Here is a 16,100-nt window from a genome sequence, read left to right on the forward strand (position 1 = left end):
GTAAATTGCGGACGGTGCATCCTCGTAAAGTACAGTTCCGTAGAACGGGCATTGCAGTACATTGCCCTTCGAACATGATTACTCGTACGCCCGTTTTGGCACCTGAGCTTTCCCGTAAACACCGCACCTGGATTGCGCTGTATGATTTGGAGGCGGCGCTGCTGTCGCGCCAGGAAATTCTCCACCGTAATGATATAACCGAGGAAGACCTCCAGCTTTTTGAGGAAAGCTGGCAGTGGATGCGCACCCGTCGCAGCCTCACCCCAGGCGTTTCATCTAATTAATATACCGCTGCCTCCCAGCGCCGCAAATCCTGCAGCAGCGGGTGGGTATCGGAGGCGAAAAGCGTGTTGTCTATTTGCTGCAGCGGCCGAATAGCGGCCACATTGGCCGTGAACACGGCTTCCGCCTGCAGCAGCTCTTCCGGCTTGGCCAGCACCTCATGCACGTACAGGTGCTTGGAGCGGGCCAGCTCCAGCAAATGGGCCCGCCGTACCCCGGCTACGCAGCCCGTGGTCAGGGCCGGCGTAAACAACCGTCCATCCCGAATCCAGAACACGGCCGCGGCGCCGGCTTCGGCCACATGCCCGGCTGTATCCAGCAGAAGCAGCTCATCCAGCTCCCGCCGCACCCGTTCCTGAGCCGCCAGCACGTACAGCACCGCCTGCGGCCCCTTGCAGAAGGATACCGGCGAATACAGCGTCCGCACGCGCTGCGCAAACCCCGCCCGCTGCACCGGCGACTCCCGCAGCTCAAACGGCAGAGCCGTAGCCAGCCATTCTACCTGGTTGGAAGCTGGCGCATACAGGCCACCACCGCTGCGCCATACCTGCACCCGCAGGCGCGCTTCGGGTAGCCGCAGGGCATTCACCAATTCCCGAAGCGCCCATTCCAGGGCACCCTCGGCTACCAAAGCTGTGGGAAGCTCCAGCTCCAGGGCGGTGGCGGCAGCCTGTATGCGCTGCAGGTGCTGGGCGCGGTAGCGCAGCCCGTCGTTCGACCAGATCAGGGTTTCAAAAAAGCCATCGTTAAACTGCAGGCCGCGGTTGGGCAGCGTCAGGCCGAAGCTATCCGTGGGGTAGAGCTGGCCATTGTAAAGCAGAAGAGCAGGAGGAGTAGAGCTTACTTCCATAGATGAGGTTGAGAGGTAACCTAAAGACGAAATAAGTCTCTTGTGGTTGGGACTGCGGGGCAGCTCGTTCAGCACCAATCGTTTACCAATAAAACGCTGCCAGGGGCGCTTTTATCGCCTCTCAATATTCTAAAAAACCGCCTGAATCGAAAGGAAACGGCTACAGTAATCCAAAACGTTTGCCGGGCATGGCTTTCAGCACTCCGCTAAACTCCAGGCTCAGCAGGAGAGATGCTACCTGATGAATGGGCAGCTGCGCTTTCCAGGCTAAGGTATCCAGGTGCTCCTCACGGTTTGGGGTGGCCTGCAGCACTTCAATCAAGCGGTATTCTTCCGGGGTAAAGCTGGCGGCGTCATACGTGGTGGCTGCTTTAAATTTGCCCTGCAGGTGCAGCGCGGCATCCCAGTTCAATAGCTGCTCTAAATCCCGGGGCTCGGAGTACAAGGCTGCTTTGCTGGCTTTGATGAGCTCGTGGCAGCCTTCGGAAGCCAGCGAATTTAGTGGACCGGGAATGGCCAGCACGTCCTTATCGTAGCTCAGGGCCAGTTCGGCGGTGATGAGGGCGCCGCCTTTGCGGGTGGCTTCTACCACCACAGTACCATCTGACATGCCCGCAATAATCCGGTTGCGGGCCGGGAAATTGTATTTATCGGGTGGGGTACCGAAGGGAAATTCTGTGAGCAGCCCGCCCTGCTCGAGCATTTTCTCGGCGGTTTTGCGGTGAGCATGCGGGTAGATAACGTCCAGGCCGGTGGCCATGACGCCAATAGTTTCCAGGCCTTCCTGCAGGGCGGCGCGGTGGGCGGCAATGTCAATGCCGTAAGCCAGGCCGCTTACTACCAGCGGGCGGTGCGGCACCAGGCCGCGTACCAGCCGCTCGGTTTGCTCCCGGCCATAGTCGGTGGCCTGGCGGGTGCCTACCAGGGCAATGGTTTTAGGTTGATTGAGGTCGGCAGTGCCCTGGTAGTAGAGCAGCACCGGGGCATCGGGAATGGTTTTGAGGCGGGAAGGGTAGGCTTTGCTGGTGTAGAACAGCAGCTGCACGCCGTCTTTTTCAGCTTTGAGCAGCGTGGCCTCGGCTTGTTTTAAGGCATTGGTGCGCTCCGCACCGGTGAGGATGGCTACTGTGGCGGGCCCAACGCCCGGAATCTTGCGCAGCTTGCCCGGCGGCAGGTGCAGCACGTTCTTTGCCGAGCCGCCATAGCTCATCAGCTGCCGCGTGAGCTGCGGGCCGATGCCGGGAAAAAGGGTGAGGGCTACTTCGTGGTGAAGGGTATCAGTAGGGGTAACAATAGACATTCGGAACTCCGATAAACTAAAAATAAAATAACCTCAAATCTTCTGTCATCCTGAGCTTGCGAAGGACCTTATCACGCATGCACAGGGCGTTTTGAGTAAAGTCGTTCAACCGTGAGAAGGTCCTTCGCAAGCTCAGGATGACACAGAGGGTTGTTGAAAAGGGAGTTTATGCTACTCCGCCTTGCCGGCCGCGTCTACCTCCTTTTTCATCTTTACCAGGAAGCCGCGGATTTTCTCCAGGCTTTGAATCACGTCAATTTTCTCTTTTAGCTGGGGGCCTTTCTGGCGGAGCATGTCGCGGGCACCGGGAATGGTATAGCCGCGCTCCTTTACCAGGTGGTAAATGGTGCGGAAAATATCAATATCCTGCGGGGTATACAGGCGGTTGCCTTTCTTGCTTTTGCGGGGGCGCAGCTCGTCAAACTCCGTCTCCCAGAAGCGAATCAGCGAGGGAGCCACGTTGAATTGCTGGGCTACTTCGCCAATGGTGAAATATTGCTTCTCGATGTCGCGCTCTTTATAGGGCATTTTGTAGGGCTTAGCGAGTTAGACCTTAGGTCTTTGGTTGGGGCTTTAGCTCAGGGGGTTGGCCGGAATTCAGGTAGTCTTTGGCTTTTCAGCAAGGTGCTCAACTGCCCGGAGCGGGTTGCCAAAATCCGGGCTGGGGCTGAAGACCTAAAATCTAAGCCCTAATACCTAATGGCTAATCCCTATTTTTGCGAAAAGTAGCCAAAATCCCGGCGGCCGCCAATTCATTGTCCGGCCGGTTTGTTCTAAGAAATTAACTATGCGCCCGGCCCTGGCCGGCGCTTCTGCTCATGTCACTTCCCTCAGCCTCCCACGTCCGCCAGCAGTTCCTGGATTTCTTCGCCTCCAAAGGTCACCACATTGTGCCCTCGGCGCCTATTGTGGTGAAGGACGACCCCACGCTGCTGTTCATTAACTCGGGCATGGCCCCGTTCAAGGACTATTTCCTCGGCAACAAGCCCGCCCCCTACAAGCGCATTGCCGATACGCAGAAGTGCCTGCGCGTGAGCGGCAAGCACAACGACCTGGAAGAGGTAGGCTACGACACCTACCACCACACCATGTTCGAGATGCTGGGCAACTGGTCGTTTGGGGATTACTTCAAGACCGATGCCATTGCCTGGGCCTGGGAGCTGCTCACGGAAGTGTACAAGCTGCCGAAAGAGCGCCTGTACGTGACCTATTTTGAAGGTGATGCCGGCGACAAGCTGGAGGCCGACACCGAAACCCAGAACCTGTGGCGCCAATACACCACCGACGACCGGATTTTGCCCGGCAACAAAAAAGATAACTTCTGGGAGATGGGCGACACCGGCCCCTGCGGCCCCTGCACCGAAATTCACATTGACCTGCGCGACGAGGCCGAACTGGCCCTGAAAGGCGGCGCTGAGCTGGTGAATGCCGACCACCCGCAGGTTGTCGAAATCTGGAACAACGTGTTCATGGAGTTTCAGCGCAAAGCCGATGGCTCGCTGGTGAAACTGCCGGCCCAGCACGTAGATACGGGCATGGGCTTTGAGCGCCTGATGATGGCCGTATCGGGCGTGAAGTCCAACTACGACACCGACGTTTTCCAGCCGCTCATCCAGTTCATTGCCTCCGAAGCCGGCCTGAAATACCACGGTACCGCGCCTGCCACCGTCAACGACCAGCCCGCCACGGAAGAGGAGAAGACGGACATTGCCATCCGCGTTATTGCCGACCACATCCGCACCATTTCTTTCGCCATTGCCGATGGGCAGCTGCCCAGCAACGTGAAAGCCGGCTACGTAATTCGCCGGATTCTGCGCCGCGCCGTGCGCTATGCGTTTTCCTCGCTGGGTTTCAAGCAGCCCTTCCTCTACAAGCTGGTGCCCGTGCTGGCCGACCAGATGCGCCTTATCTTCCCCGAGCTGAAAGCCCAAACAGCTTTTGTGCAGCGCGTGATTGAGGAAGAGGAAATTGCCTTCCTCAAAACCCTGGAAAACGGCCTGCGTCGCATTGATGCTCTGGAAGAATCAGTACGCGCCCAGGGTGGTGTGATTGACGGCAAAACGGCTTTCGAGCTGTCCGATACCTTTGGTTTTCCGCTGGACCTCACGGCCCTGATTGCCCGCGAAAAGGGGCTTTCAGTGGATGAGGCCGGTTTCCAGAAAGCCCTGGAAGAACAGAAAACCCGCAGCCGCAACGCCCAGGAATCGGAGCAGAGCGACTGGACCATTGTAACGCCTTCGGAAGAGCAGCCTGCCTTTGTGGGTTATGATCTGGAAGAAGCGCCGGCCCGTATTCTGCGCTACCGCAAAACCACCACCAAGGGCAAAACCGAATACCACGTGGTACTCGACCAGACGCCTTTCTATGCTGAATCAGGCGGACAGGTGGGCGACACGGGCTACCTGGAGTCGGACTTCACCCGGGTACGCGTCATTGACACGAAAAAGGAAAATGACCTCATCGTGCACACCGTGCTGGATTTGCCGGAAGACCTGAGCGTGCCCTTCAACGCCCGCATTGACCAGGCCCGCCGCGACCTGATCCGCAAAAACCACACGGCCACGCACTTGCTGCAAGCTGCTTTGCGTGAGGTAATTGGCATGCACGTGCAGCAGAAAGGCTCGTTGGTAAACGAGAAGCTGCTGCGCTTCGACTTCTCGCACTTCACCAAAGTAACCGACGACCAGCTGCGCGATATTGAGCGCCTGGTAAATGAGCGGGTCCGGCAGCAGATTCCCCTGGATGAGCGTCGCAACGTGCCCATTGAGGAAGCCAAGCAGCTGGGCGCCATGGCCCTGTTTGGCGAGAAGTACGGCGAGTTTGTGCGCGTTATCACCTTCGGCAAGGACCACTCCGTAGAGCTCTGCGGCGGCACTCACGTGCGCACTACCGGCGACATCGGGTACTTTAAAATTACCTCAGAAAGTGCCGTGGGTGCGGGTGTACGCCGCATTGAGGCCGTAACCGCCGGTATTGCCGAAGCCTACGTGAACCAGCAGCTGGACTTGCTGCAGCAGGTGCGTGAGGCTCTGGGCAACCCCCAGCACCTCATCCCCAGCATAGAAAAGCAGACCGAGGAAATGGCGGCCCTGCGCAAGCAGATTGAGCAGTTCGAGCAGCAGAGCATCAATCAGCAGAAAGACCAGCTGGTGGGCCAGGTGAAGCCGCTGAACGGCGTCAACTTCCTGGCCGCTGTGGTGCAGGCTTCTTCAGCCGATGGTTTGAAAACCCTGGCGTACAACCTGCGCCAGGCCGTGCCCAATCTGGTAGCGGTGCTGGGTGCTGAAATTGATGGCAAGCCGCAGTTGGCCGTGATGCTGGACGATGAGCTGGCCAAAGCCGGCAAGCTGAACGCCACCACCCTGGTGCGCGAGCTGGCCAAGGAAATACAGGGTGGGGGTGGCGGTCAGCCGTTCTTCGCTACGGCCGGTGGTAAGAATGCGGCTGGTCTGGGGGCTGCTATTGGTAAGGCGGAGGAGCTTGTAGGAAGGTCACTCCAGTAGGCAGATTTCGGCTTGTTGATTGATTAAATTGTTATGTTAATGGGCGTTATGTTGTATGACATAGCGCCCATTTTTATGTAAATGATAAAGTGAAAAATCTGATTCTGATGATTGGCTTATGCTTGCTTGCGCATCTGGGTAGTGCCCAGGTTATATCCAAAGAGCAAACCTTATTCTACGTATTTCTTGACTCTGCCTCTGTTAATGAACAAGATGCGGTATACCATGTGCTAAGGCTGGAAGCGCCTGGAAGATCCCGCCTAGACAGTATGTTCTTCGTGGCCTCCCGAAAACTGCTAAAAGTGCAGAAAACCCAGTGGCAGCCCAACGGTGATACCTTGACTGAAACAGCGCAGTGGCGGGCTAACGGTAAAAGGCATTTTATACGTCACGAAATAGGGCGTAAAACTCACGGCGAATTCCTACGCTTTCATACAACCGGCCAACTCCAAAAAAAGGCTCAATATGCTCAGGGCGTGGAATTAAGTGCCGAATGCTTCTCGGAATCTGGTTCTTCAATGCCCTGTAAAGAATATAAGTACACGGAGAAGATGCCAGAATTTCCCGGCTGCCAGCGTGCCTTGCTAAACTTTATTGGCAGTTCTATTCGCTATCCAAAAGCGGCACGAAAAAGTCATCAGGAAGGAAAGGTATTTACCACGTTTGTGATTGACGAGACAGGAAGAATCCGAAATGCTCAGGTAAGGAAAGGGGTTTCTCCGGAGCTGGATGCGGAAGCACTTCGGGTAATAAATGCTATACCCGCTTTTATTCCAGGGCAGCAGGACGGTGAAAATGTGCCGGTATATTTTATTGTTCCCATCACTTTTGCCATTCAGTAGCTTCCTGCTGGCGTGTTAGAGCATAAATGTTAGGTTGCCGCGCTTATGAGTTTTTTACTCGTAGCCGCGACTACCCGCTTAAATGTGAGCATCCTGCTATGGAATACAGAAACTAATTACCTGCGGATGCGACTCCCAAAGGCTATGTTGGCCGGTCGGCTTTGTGCAGCGGGTATTGGGGATTCATCCGCACCAACGCGTTGCGCAGGATGTGGGCCACTTCGTAGGCTTTGTACCAATTTTGGTCGGCGGGCACAATGTGCCAGGGGCAGCTCTCGGGGTTACAGTGCCTGAATACGTCCTCGTACATCTTTACATACTGGGGCCACTGCGCTACTTTTTCCTCGTCGCCGGCTTCATACTTCCAACGCTTATTAGGGTCTGTGACGCGCTCCATCAACCGCTCGCGCTGCTCTTTCTGTGATATATGAAGGTAAAATTTGAGTATCGTAGTGCCGGAGTTCTGCAGTAGCTTTTCAAATGCATTTATAGCCGCAAAACGCCACCGGGCTTCTTCCGCATCAATTAATCCGGTGACTCTGGTAATCAATACATCCTCATAATGGGAGCGGTTAAAGACCTGCATCATTCCCCGGCGAGGCGTTTTTTGGTGTATCCGCCACAGGAAATCGTGCGCTAGCTCCTCATTGGTAGGCTCTTTAAAGGAATGCACCTGTATGCCCTGTGGGTTTATTCCACTGAACACCTGCCGGATGAGGCCGTCTTTTCCACTGGCATCCATTCCTTGCAATATGATCAGGACGCTGTGCCGGTTTTCGGCGTAAAGGCGGTTCTGAAGCTCAATCAGCTCTTGTATGAGGCGTTGCAACTTCACTTCAGTAGATGCCTTCTTCATGTTATGGGGAGCATGGGTAGGCAGCTTGCTTAGCTCGAAGTCGGTGGTATCGGTATTCATAGCGCAGGGAAAACAAGGGTTAAGCACACAATCACTCATGATGCTACCTTAATTTCGCCATGAAACAAAGCCTGATCTAAATCTGACTTTGCTTTATCAGTGAATCAGGACAGGAAGAAACTGAATATTGCAGCCCGGTTGTGACTTCAGGCGCGGGCTTCATACTTAATCAGCCACTCATGGCCATTGCCCGGGCTGGCTAAGGCAATAGCGTGTAGTGGCGGTGGGTTTAGGAGCCGAAGTGGAGAAGGCAGATGAGCGGATAGAATAGTCGTTGGGCTAAGCTTGTATTTTTACCGGAGGACAGTATTTTTGAACGTCTATATAACTGCAAAACCGAGCGTTGTAAGGTACTGGGGGCATCCCCGCTACTTTGCAACGCCCGGTTTTTTTATTCCATAGCTTCTCCATTATTCTTCATTCATATTGATTCCCGAATGCGTATTTCTACCCTTGTTCTAGCCGGCACGCTGCTGGCTGGTGTTACCACCACCGCCTCGGCCCAGACTTTTACCGACCCGGGCGCCTACAACAACTTTATTATTGGCGAGCAGCGGGCCATGCTCAAAAAGAACCTGCGCTACATCAGCAAGGCCGCCCACAGCGACAATGAGAAAAAGATTGATGCCAAGCGCCTGGACCTGGTAAAGCAGACTGAGTTGTCGCTCAACCGTTTGGCCAAACTGCCCGCTTTTGAGGATGATAAAGGCTTTAAAGACCAAACCACCGAAGCCTTTTACCAGCTGCTGAAAGTGTATTCTGAGGACTACAAAGCAGTGGACATGATGGCCTCCACGCGCACGGGCAGCGTGGAAAATATGGAGCGCTACCTGCACGCCCAGGAAGTGGCCGAAGCCAAGCTGCAGGTGGTAAACGACAGTGTGAATGCCGCCCAGTCACGCTTTGCCAAGCGCCATAAAATGAGCATCAGCGAAGATCCGGAAGGCAAACGCCTGGCCCAGTACATGCGGCAGGTATCAGAAGTGAATGCCTACCAGCACCAGGTTTTCCTGGCGCAGTTCCGCACGGAGAAAGGCTGTGCCATGATTGCTGATGCCATGCGCCTGCAGAATGCTGGCGAATTTGAAGTGGCCCGGGTGAAATTGCTGGAGGATACCAAACTGGCGCTGGCCAGCCTGGCTGCCGTGCCCGCTTTCCGGGGCAAGGATGTACAGTACCGCGACGCGGCCCGCAACCTGGCCAGGCATTATAACAGCATGTGTGCCAATCAATATGTGAAAATGAAAGACCTGATGGAGCGCAAAGACAACCTCAGCCAGGCCGATGTTGATGCGTACAATAAGTACATCAACTTCTATAACACCCAGAACCAAAAGGTGACAGAGGCCTATAACCGCGCCGGCAGTGTTTTCATGGCTACTTACGTGCCCGTGTTTAACGATTAGCTAACCAACTGCTTCTTTCAGCAGTTAGATGAAAACCGAGCCGGTACGATACCCGGCTCGGTTTTTTTGTCTCCCTGCGGCGCCGGATAGTTTTTATCTTGCAGCCGCATTGCGGCCTTTACCACCGCAACGGCTCACTTTGATTGATATGGACGAAGCAATAAAAGCCAAATACCAGCCCGTCATCGGCCTCGAAGTACACGCACAGCTGCTCACGCGCAGCAAAATGTACTCCTCAGATGAGAATGAGTACGGCGCGCTGCCCAACCACAACCTCTCGGTTATTACGCTGGGCCACCCCGGCACGCTGCCGCGCGTAAACTACTCGGCCGTGGAGTATGCCATGAAAATGGGCCTGGCTACCAGCTGCCACATTACGCGCACCAACCTGTTTGCGCGCAAAAACTATTTCTACCCCGACCTTCCCAAGGGCTACCAGATTACCCAGGACAAAACCCCCATTTGCACCGCCGGCCACGTAGTAGTGCGCCTTGCCGATGGCACGGAGAAGAAAATCGGGATTACGCGCATTCACATGGAGGAAGACGCGGGCAAGAGCATGCACCTGGCCGGCGAAACCGAAACTCTGGTGGATCTGAACCGCGCGGGCGTGCCGCTCATCGAAATTGTGTCGGAGCCGGATATCCGCAACTCGGAGGAGGCCTACGCCTACCTCACCGAAATCAAGAAGCTGGTGCAGTACCTGGAGGTCTGCGACGGCAACATGGAGGAAGGCTCCCTGCGCTGCGACGCCAACATTTCCGTGATGCTGCATGGCGCCGAGCAGTTCGGCACCAAGGTGGAGGTGAAAAACATGAACTCCTTCCGCAACGTGCAGCGCGCCATTGAGCACGAAATAGAGAGGCAGATTGCCATTCTGGAAGCCGGTGGCGTGATTGACAGCGAAACCCGGGGCTTTGACGCCACTACCGGCACCACCAGCGGGCAGCGCAGCAAGGAAACCATGAACGACTACCGGTACTTCCCGGAGCCCGATCTGCCGCCCGTTATTATTGATGATGCCTGGCTGCACCGCATGCAGCAGGAGCTGCCCGCGCTGCCGCACCAGCTCTACGCCCGCTTCACCGGCGAGCTGGGCCTGTCCGACTACGATGCCTCCGTGCTGACGGTGGAGAAGGACGTGGCCTTGTTCTTTGATGAGCTGACGCGCCTCACGCCCAACGCCAAAGCCGCCGCCAATTGGGTGCAGGGCCCGGTGAAGTCGTTCCTGAACGAGCGCGCCCTCACGCTGGACCAGTTCCCGCTCAGCGCCCGCCAGCTGGCCGACATCATTCAGCTCATCGACGAAAACAAGATCAGCCACTCCGTGGCTTCCAAGCAGCTTTATCCTTATCTGCTGGAGAACCCTACGCAGTCGGCGGCTGAGGCGGCCGAGGCGCAGGGCCTCTTGCAGCAGTCGGATGCCGGCGCGCTGGAAACCATGATTCAGCAGGTGCTGGATGCCAACCCGGCTAAAGTAGCCGAGTACCGCGCCGGCAAAAAGAGCCTGACGGGCATGTTTATGGGTGAGCTGATGAAGCTGACCGGTGGCAAAGCCGACCCCAAAATGGCCAACCAGCTGCTGCGCCAGAAACTGGATGCTTAGCTTTAAGGACCAATTACAGTAACCCGAAAAACCACCAATAGCCCCGTGCTGTTGGTGGTTTTTCGCTTTTAAGCTTCTCTTCTATACCTTGTTATCCGGGCTGGCTGCCGGGCTATGCTGCCAGGAGAATATGCCGGGAATGCGCTGGTCCCATGGCATTCTTCCCGAATAATCCTGAATTAAGACGAAAACCGGCAACTTGCAGCTCCAAACCTGGTCTTTGACCAAACGGCCGGTAAGCCCGCAGCTTACCAAGACGACTGATGCTGAAAAACCCTAAAAGTTTGCTTCTGATTGGCTCTGTGTTGTGCATGGCCAATGCATGTAATAAATCGAACGTGCCCACCACCACTTCCGCTACCACCCCTGGCTCTGGCTACCAGATCAGTGGGCAGCTGAGCAACGCGCCGGCGGGTACCAAAGTGTATCTGGCGGAGCTGGGAGAGGCCCAGTTCGTTTCGCGCGATACCGCCTCGGTAGACGACAAAGGCCACTTCACCTTTAAAGGCACGGTGCCGGAAGCTGGCTTGTATCAGATAAAGCTGAACGATCAGAACCAGGCCCTGGTGGCCCTGGATAACAGCACCAATCTGGAGCTGAGCGGTGATGCTACCCGCTTGTCGGAAGGGTATACCGTAAAGGGCTCCGAAGACTCGGAGATGCTGCGCCAGCTGGGTGCGGTGCTGGGCAAGGGCCGGGCTTCGGCGCAGGCTCTGGAGCAGCGCTATAACGCCGCCGCCTCCTCCGGCCGTGCCGATTCTATGCAGGCCATTGAAGCCCAGTACATGGCGGCGCAGGCCCGCAACTCGGCGGCCATCAAAAAGCTTGTGCGGCAGCGGCCTACGTCGGTAGCCTCGGCTTTCGTGGTCAACAACCTCATCAACCCCGACGAGGAGTTTGCCTTTGCTGATTCCATGGCCACGCTTTTCAAGAAAGCTATGCCAGAGTCGCGCTACACCAAGGCGCTGGTAGCGCGCCTGGACCCCATGCGCGTGACGGCCGTAGGCGCCGAAGCCCCGGAAATTAACCTGACCGCCCCGGATGGCAAGCCGGTAGCCCTCAGCAGCCTGCGCGGCAAATACGTGCTCCTCGATTTCTGGGCTTCCTGGTGCGGCCCCTGCCGCAAGGAAAATCCCAACGTGGTGAAGGCTTACCAGAAGTTCAAAGGCAAAGGCTTTGAAATCTATAGCGTGTCGCTGGACCAAAACCGCGAGAAGTGGCTGAAAGCCATCAAGGACGATAACCTGACCTGGACCCACGTTTCGGACCTGAAAGCCTGGGACAGCGCCGCCGGCAAAGCCTATGGCATTACCTCCATTCCCATGTCGTTGCTGCTGGATCCGCAGGGGCGCATTATTGCCAAAAACCTGCGCGGCCCCGCGCTGGAAGCCAAGCTGGCTTCGGTGCTGAAATAAGCAGCGGTTATTGGATAAAAGGCCTGCTTCTCCCGGGAAGCAGGCCTTTTTTATGCCTCATGGCTAAGATATCAATAGGGGAGATTATCTTTCACCATTTTTCTTTTCAGTTGAAGTAGACTTATCCCTTACACTTACTTATTCCTGCTTTTTAGTGAAAACACAATTACTATGGATGGCGGCGGCCCTCCTGTTACAGGCCGGCGCCGGCCAGGCCCAAACAGCGCCCCCGGCTAAAACCTCTCCCTTAGCTGCCCGGCGCCTGGTTTATGCCTCGCCCTTTGAAGAAGCAGCGCTGACAAGCAAGGCCCCGGCCTCGGAAAAAGGATACCTCGCGCAGCTTATGGCAGCGGGCCCGGGCGTAGGCGAGCCGCACCTGCAGAAAGCGCAGCAGGTACTCACTAACCTCTATGCGCAGATAGATGCTACCAAGCCGGCCTCTAAGCCGCTGGCCAAACAGGTGCGCACCATTTTCGAGTTGGCGCACCAACAGTTTTTAACCAAGTATGAAGACAAAGCCACCTTCGACCAGACCATAGAAGGTGGGGTGTACAATTGCGTAAGCGCCTCCGCGCTGTATGCGCTGATATTTGAGCACTATCAGATTCCATATGCCATCAAACTAAAGCCCACGCACGTGTATGTGGTGGCTGATCCGCAGGGGGGCAACATAGTGGTAGAAGGCACTGATCCCAAAGGCGGCTATTTCCTGCCCGATGCGCGCTTTAAAAAGGCTTATGTAGAATTCCTCACGGAGCACAAGCTGGTAAGCCAGGCCGAAGTGACGAAGCTGGGGACGGAGGAAATCTTTAAGCAGAAATTTCAGGCCGATAAATCCATTCAGCTGCCGCAGCTGATTTCCCTGCAGTATTACAACCAGGGAGTAACAGCCCTGGTAGAAGAAGATGGAGAGCGGGCTTACCGGGCCCTGCAGAAAGCCGAGAAGCTTTTTCCGGCCGATGAAACCAAGTACCTGGTTACCCAAAGCCTGCGCCAGCGGCTGCAGGGTATCAGCTACAGCAAGCTGGAGGATGTGGAGATTCTCACAGATTTCTACGCCCGTCAGTCGGCTGATAAGTACCATGATGAGTGCTTAGGTGACTTCCGCCAGCTTACCCAGAAATTCCTGCTGGATAAAGGGGATACCGCTACCTACCGGGCTACCTATCAGGCCTTCCAGGGCAGCGTGGCAGATTCTGCTACCCGCGCCAATATTTCCTACGTCTACTACATGCAGCAGGGCCGCATGCAGATGCTGAAGCAGAATAATCTGGGAGCTTTTCCGCTGCTGATGCAGGCGTATGAATATAACTCCACCAGCCCCGAGCTGCAGGGATTAACCATGGCGGTGGTGCATGAGGAGAACAGCCGCACCAATGGCGGTATTCGTATGCTGCGCCACCTGGAGCTGTATGCCTATGAGCATCCTAAGCAGAAAGGCAACCCATTGCTTCAGAAAGCCTATCTGCAAACCTATGCCCGCGCCACCTATGATTATTTTGTGCAGGGCAAGCGCCCGGAAGGAAAGCGGCACCTGGCCCTGTTTGAGCAGGCCCGCACCCGGAAAGGCGCCGAAATAGAAGCGCAAACGGTAGCCTCCGTTTATCTGTCGGCCAGCATTGCCTCTTTGAAAGATCGGGACACGGCCAGCACCGGAGCGTATGCCCGCAAAGGCCTGACGTTTGATCCTACCAACCAGCAGCTACGGGAGCTTGCCCGGTTTAAGTAATTGCTACACAATCAAAAGAGCCAGCCATCTGATTTAGATGGCTGGCTCTTTTGATTGGAGGATATCCCTGTTCAATTCAGAAACATGCGCTGCATGGCCTGCCAGAGTAGCTTTTTGCGGCTGTTATCTTCCTCAATCAATTCGATTTCGGCGGCTGGCAGATAGGCGGCATCGCCTACCAGCAGAACCGGCTCATACAGCTGGGTTTTATGCACGGCTACATCCAGCAGGTTTTTGCCGAAGCCAATGATTTGCTTGCCGGCCAGCTTTTGCCGCAGCGTGCTCAGTGCCACCGGCAGGTGCGACTCCACATTAATCAAAACCACATCTTCCATCACCAGCCGAATAGCTTTCAGCAGGTTATTCAGGAAGAAGTTGCGGGGAAGGCGCTGGAACAACACGGGGTCCATGCGCACCAGGATAAGCAGGCCGTTGGGGTTGCTGCCCAGGGTGGTGAAGGGCGTTTCGGTGAGCGGCGGTGCAGTGCGAACCGGGGGTGCCGGGGCAGCAGCTACTGGCGCTGGGGCCGCAACCGGCGTTGCAACGGGTGCAACCGGAGGTGCCGGCTGGGGCTTCAGCTGACCCAGGGAAGGCAGCCGGCTCACACTGGCGGGTGCCGGCATAGGAGTAGAGGGCGTAACGGACGCCGCCACCACCGGAGCCGCAGCAGTTGCTGGCTGGAGCACTGGGATAGGGGCAATAGTCGGGGCTGCCGCCAATGCCGGTTTAGCAGCGGGCGCGGTTGCTTCTTCCCCCACCGTGTATAACGTCACGTTGGCGTAGAACTCCTGAAAAAAAGCAAGGTTAGCGTCTTGCATGGTTGAGGCCCGGCGGGGGCGCTGACTATAGTTCGAAAAGAGCTTTCAGCTCGGTGGCGTCGGTGGGCTTCATGCGGCCGGCCAGAATCAGGCGCAGTTGGCGGCGGCGCAGGGCCCCGTCATACAGCCTGATTTCCTCGTCGCTTTCGGGCACCGCCTCTGGCACGTCAATCGGGCGGCCCGACTGGTCTACGGCCACAAAGGTGAAGAAGGCTTCGTTGCTTTTTACCTTGGTGCCGCTGGGAATATCCTCGGCCCACACATCAATATGCACTTCCATAGAGGAGCTGAAAGCGCGCGTTACCTGCGCCTGCAGCGTTACCACGTTGCCCAGCCGAATAGAGTCGCGGAAGGAAACGTTGTCGACGGAGGCCGTAACCACAATGCGGTTGGAGTGCTTTTGCGCGGCAATGGCAGCGGCAATGTCCATCAAATGCATCATGCGGCCACCCATCATGTTGTTGAGGGTATTGGTATCGTTGGGCAGGACCAGCTCGGTCATGTTCACGAATGATTCTTTGACGGGCTTCTGTTTGCGCGAGAGCATGTATAGGGATTATGCAGATTAGGGTCGCAAAGATACGAGGAGTGAAATAGTGAGTTGGTGAAATAGTGAGTTATCGTTCTGACTGCGCCAGCGGCCCAATAAACTCACCATATTCATAAACTCACTATTTCACTTCTGCCAGCCGGCTTCGCCCAGCAGGGGTACAAACCGGAAAACCTCAAAGTCTTCCCGGGCAAAGGATTCTTCAGACTCCCTCACTACGCGCACCATGCGCTGGCTGTTGGCATCGCCCACGGGAATCACCAGCGCGCCACCCACGCGTAGCTGGCGCAGCAGGGGTCGGGGCAGGGTAGGCGAGCCGGCCGTCACCAGAATCTTGTCGTAGGGGGCGTAGTCGGGCAGGCCCAGGGAACCATCGCCACAGAACAGATGGGCGGGCGCCTGCATGCGGGCCAGCAGGCGCTGCGTGCGCTCAAACAACACCCGGTTGTACTCAATGCTGTATACCTGTGCCTGGAGGGCCAGCAGCACAGAGCACTGGTACCCTGAGCCTGTCCCGATTTCCAGCACCCGGTCGGTGGGCTGCACCTGCAGCAGCTGCGACTGATAGGCCACAGTGTAGGGCTGGGAAATGGTCTGGCCTTCGCCAATGGGAAACGCCTTATCCTGGTAGGCGTGCTCCCGGAAGGCGGGCTCAAAAAACAGATGGCGCGGCACCTGCTCTATGGCCGCCAGCACCCGCGCGTCCTCAATGCCTTTGCGGCGCAGCTCGGCTACCAACGCTCGGCGCTGCCCACGGTGCCGGTAAGTGTCGGTTTGCATACGCGCAGCAGGTTTAGGGTTCACCAGAATGCCTACCTTTGCGCGGCCCACAGGCACTTCGCAACGGAACTGGAGTTAGCAAAACTATCATTTGCCAGCCAGA

The 16,100-nt window shown here is 56.3% G+C and carries 14 protein-coding genes; 7 read left to right on the forward strand and 7 right to left on the reverse strand.

Annotated elements, in window-relative coordinates:
- Positions 1–74 precede the first annotated feature (74 nt).
- A complete protein-coding gene (locus AM218_RS05930; RefSeq protein ID WP_054412757.1) occupies positions 75–284 on the forward strand; it encodes a hypothetical protein in 210 nt (69 codons plus the stop codon).
- Here the strand turns inward: AM218_RS05930 and AM218_RS05935 are convergent.
- The 3 genes from AM218_RS05935 to AM218_RS05945 form a co-directional block, all read right to left on the reverse strand.
- A complete protein-coding gene (locus AM218_RS05935; RefSeq protein WP_054412759.1) occupies positions 281–1,132 on the reverse strand; it encodes an aminotransferase class IV in 852 nt (283 codons plus the stop codon). The two genes, AM218_RS05930 and AM218_RS05935, sit on opposite strands and share 4 nt — an antisense overlap.
- Before the next feature lie 160 nt (positions 1,133–1,292).
- Positions 1,293–2,432: a DNA-processing protein DprA gene (gene dprA, locus AM218_RS05940; RefSeq protein WP_054412761.1), complete on the reverse strand. Its 1,140-nt coding sequence runs from the start codon at positions 2,430–2,432 to the stop codon at positions 1,293–1,295.
- 171 nt (positions 2,433–2,603) lie between these two features.
- Positions 2,604–2,960: a MerR family transcriptional regulator gene (locus AM218_RS05945; RefSeq protein ID WP_044513675.1), complete on the reverse strand. Its 357-nt coding sequence runs from the start codon at positions 2,958–2,960 to the stop codon at positions 2,604–2,606.
- 290 nt (positions 2,961–3,250) lie between these two features.
- Here AM218_RS05945 and alaS point away from each other — a divergent pair, with 290 nt between their 5' ends.
- Positions 3,251–5,935 carry an alanine--tRNA ligase gene (gene alaS / locus AM218_RS05950; protein WP_054412763.1) on the forward strand — a complete coding sequence of 895 codons (2,685 nt, stop codon included), beginning with the start codon at positions 3,251–3,253 and terminating at the stop codon, positions 5,933–5,935.
- An 89-nt stretch (positions 5,936–6,024) separates the two neighbouring features.
- Positions 6,025–6,777 carry an energy transducer TonB gene (locus AM218_RS05955; protein ID WP_157547542.1) on the forward strand — a complete coding sequence of 251 codons (753 nt, stop codon included), beginning with the start codon at positions 6,025–6,027 and terminating at the stop codon, positions 6,775–6,777.
- 142 nt (positions 6,778–6,919) lie between these two features.
- Here AM218_RS05955 and AM218_RS05960 read toward each other — a convergent pair whose 3' ends face one another.
- On the reverse strand, positions 6,920–7,693 hold the full coding sequence (locus AM218_RS05960) for a PPK2 family polyphosphate kinase (protein WP_054412767.1): 774 nt from the start codon (positions 7,691–7,693) through the stop codon (positions 6,920–6,922).
- A gap of 437 nt (positions 7,694–8,130) precedes the next feature.
- Between AM218_RS05960 and AM218_RS05965 the strand changes: the two genes are divergently transcribed.
- The 4 genes from AM218_RS05965 (at position 8,131) to AM218_RS05980 (ending at position 13,849) form a co-directional block, all read left to right on the forward strand.
- A complete protein-coding gene (locus AM218_RS05965) occupies positions 8,131–9,099 on the forward strand; it encodes an LIC11966 family surface protein (RefSeq protein WP_054412769.1) in 969 nt (322 codons plus the stop codon).
- 148 nt (positions 9,100–9,247) lie between these two features.
- On the forward strand, positions 9,248–10,705 hold the full coding sequence (gene gatB / locus AM218_RS05970; protein WP_054415341.1) for an Asp-tRNA(Asn)/Glu-tRNA(Gln) amidotransferase subunit GatB: 1,458 nt from the start codon (positions 9,248–9,250) through the stop codon (positions 10,703–10,705).
- A gap of 311 nt (positions 10,706–11,016) precedes the next feature.
- On the forward strand, positions 11,017–12,120 hold the full coding sequence (locus tag AM218_RS05975) for a TlpA disulfide reductase family protein (RefSeq protein WP_071843860.1): 1,104 nt from the start codon (positions 11,017–11,019) through the stop codon (positions 12,118–12,120).
- A 154-nt stretch (positions 12,121–12,274) separates the two neighbouring features.
- Complete coding sequence (locus AM218_RS05980) at positions 12,275–13,849, forward strand: hypothetical protein (protein WP_157547543.1); 1,575 nt, start codon at positions 12,275–12,277, stop codon at positions 13,847–13,849.
- 71 nt (positions 13,850–13,920) lie between these two features.
- Here the strand turns inward: AM218_RS05980 and AM218_RS05985 are convergent, their stop codons facing one another.
- From AM218_RS05985 to AM218_RS05995, 3 genes are all read right to left on the reverse strand, one after another.
- On the reverse strand, positions 13,921–14,667 hold the full coding sequence (locus AM218_RS05985; RefSeq protein ID WP_054412775.1) for a hypothetical protein: 747 nt from the start codon (positions 14,665–14,667) through the stop codon (positions 13,921–13,923).
- Between the two features lie 25 nt (positions 14,668–14,692).
- Positions 14,693–15,214 carry an acyl-CoA thioesterase gene (locus tag AM218_RS05990; RefSeq protein WP_054412777.1) on the reverse strand — a complete coding sequence of 174 codons (522 nt, stop codon included), beginning with the start codon at positions 15,212–15,214 and terminating at the stop codon, positions 14,693–14,695.
- A gap of 129 nt (positions 15,215–15,343) precedes the next feature.
- Positions 15,344–15,997, reverse strand: a complete 654-nt coding sequence (locus AM218_RS05995; protein WP_054412779.1) for a protein-L-isoaspartate(D-aspartate) O-methyltransferase — start codon at positions 15,995–15,997, stop codon at positions 15,344–15,346.
- Positions 15,998–16,100 lie beyond the last annotated feature (103 nt).

The organism is Hymenobacter sp. DG25A, from assembly GCF_001280305.1.
Classification (GTDB): Bacteria; Bacteroidota; Bacteroidia; order Cytophagales; family Hymenobacteraceae; genus Hymenobacter.

What these genes read in the sequence shown, in the direction of transcription:
- AM218_RS05930 (WP_054412757.1), top strand. Translation starts at nt 75, where the DNA reads ATGATTACTCGTACGCCCGTTTTGGCACCTGAGCTTTCCCGTAAACAC.
- AM218_RS05935 (WP_054412759.1), bottom strand. Translation starts at nt 1,132, where the DNA reads ATGGAAGTAAGCTCTACTCCTCCTGCTCTTCTGCTTTACAATGGCCAG.
- dprA (WP_054412761.1), bottom strand. Translation starts at nt 2,432, where the DNA reads ATGTCTATTGTTACCCCTACTGATACCCTTCACCACGAAGTAGCCCTC.
- AM218_RS05945 (WP_044513675.1), bottom strand. Translation starts at nt 2,960, where the DNA reads ATGCCCTATAAAGAGCGCGACATCGAGAAGCAATATTTCACCATTGGC.
- alaS (WP_054412763.1), top strand. Translation starts at nt 3,251, where the DNA reads ATGTCACTTCCCTCAGCCTCCCACGTCCGCCAGCAGTTCCTGGATTTC.
- AM218_RS05960 (WP_054412767.1), bottom strand. Translation starts at nt 7,693, where the DNA reads ATGAATACCGATACCACCGACTTCGAGCTAAGCAAGCTGCCTACCCAT.
- AM218_RS05965 (WP_054412769.1), top strand. Translation starts at nt 8,131, where the DNA reads ATGCGTATTTCTACCCTTGTTCTAGCCGGCACGCTGCTGGCTGGTGTT.
- gatB (WP_054415341.1), top strand. Translation starts at nt 9,248, where the DNA reads ATGGACGAAGCAATAAAAGCCAAATACCAGCCCGTCATCGGCCTCGAA.
- AM218_RS05975 (WP_071843860.1), top strand. Translation starts at nt 11,017, where the DNA reads ATGGCCAATGCATGTAATAAATCGAACGTGCCCACCACCACTTCCGCT.
- AM218_RS05985 (WP_054412775.1), bottom strand. Translation starts at nt 14,667, where the DNA reads ATGCAAGACGCTAACCTTGCTTTTTTTCAGGAGTTCTACGCCAACGTG.
- AM218_RS05990 (WP_054412777.1), bottom strand. Translation starts at nt 15,214, where the DNA reads ATGCTCTCGCGCAAACAGAAGCCCGTCAAAGAATCATTCGTGAACATG.
- AM218_RS05995 (WP_054412779.1), bottom strand. Translation starts at nt 15,997, where the DNA reads ATGCAAACCGACACTTACCGGCACCGTGGGCAGCGCCGAGCGTTGGTA.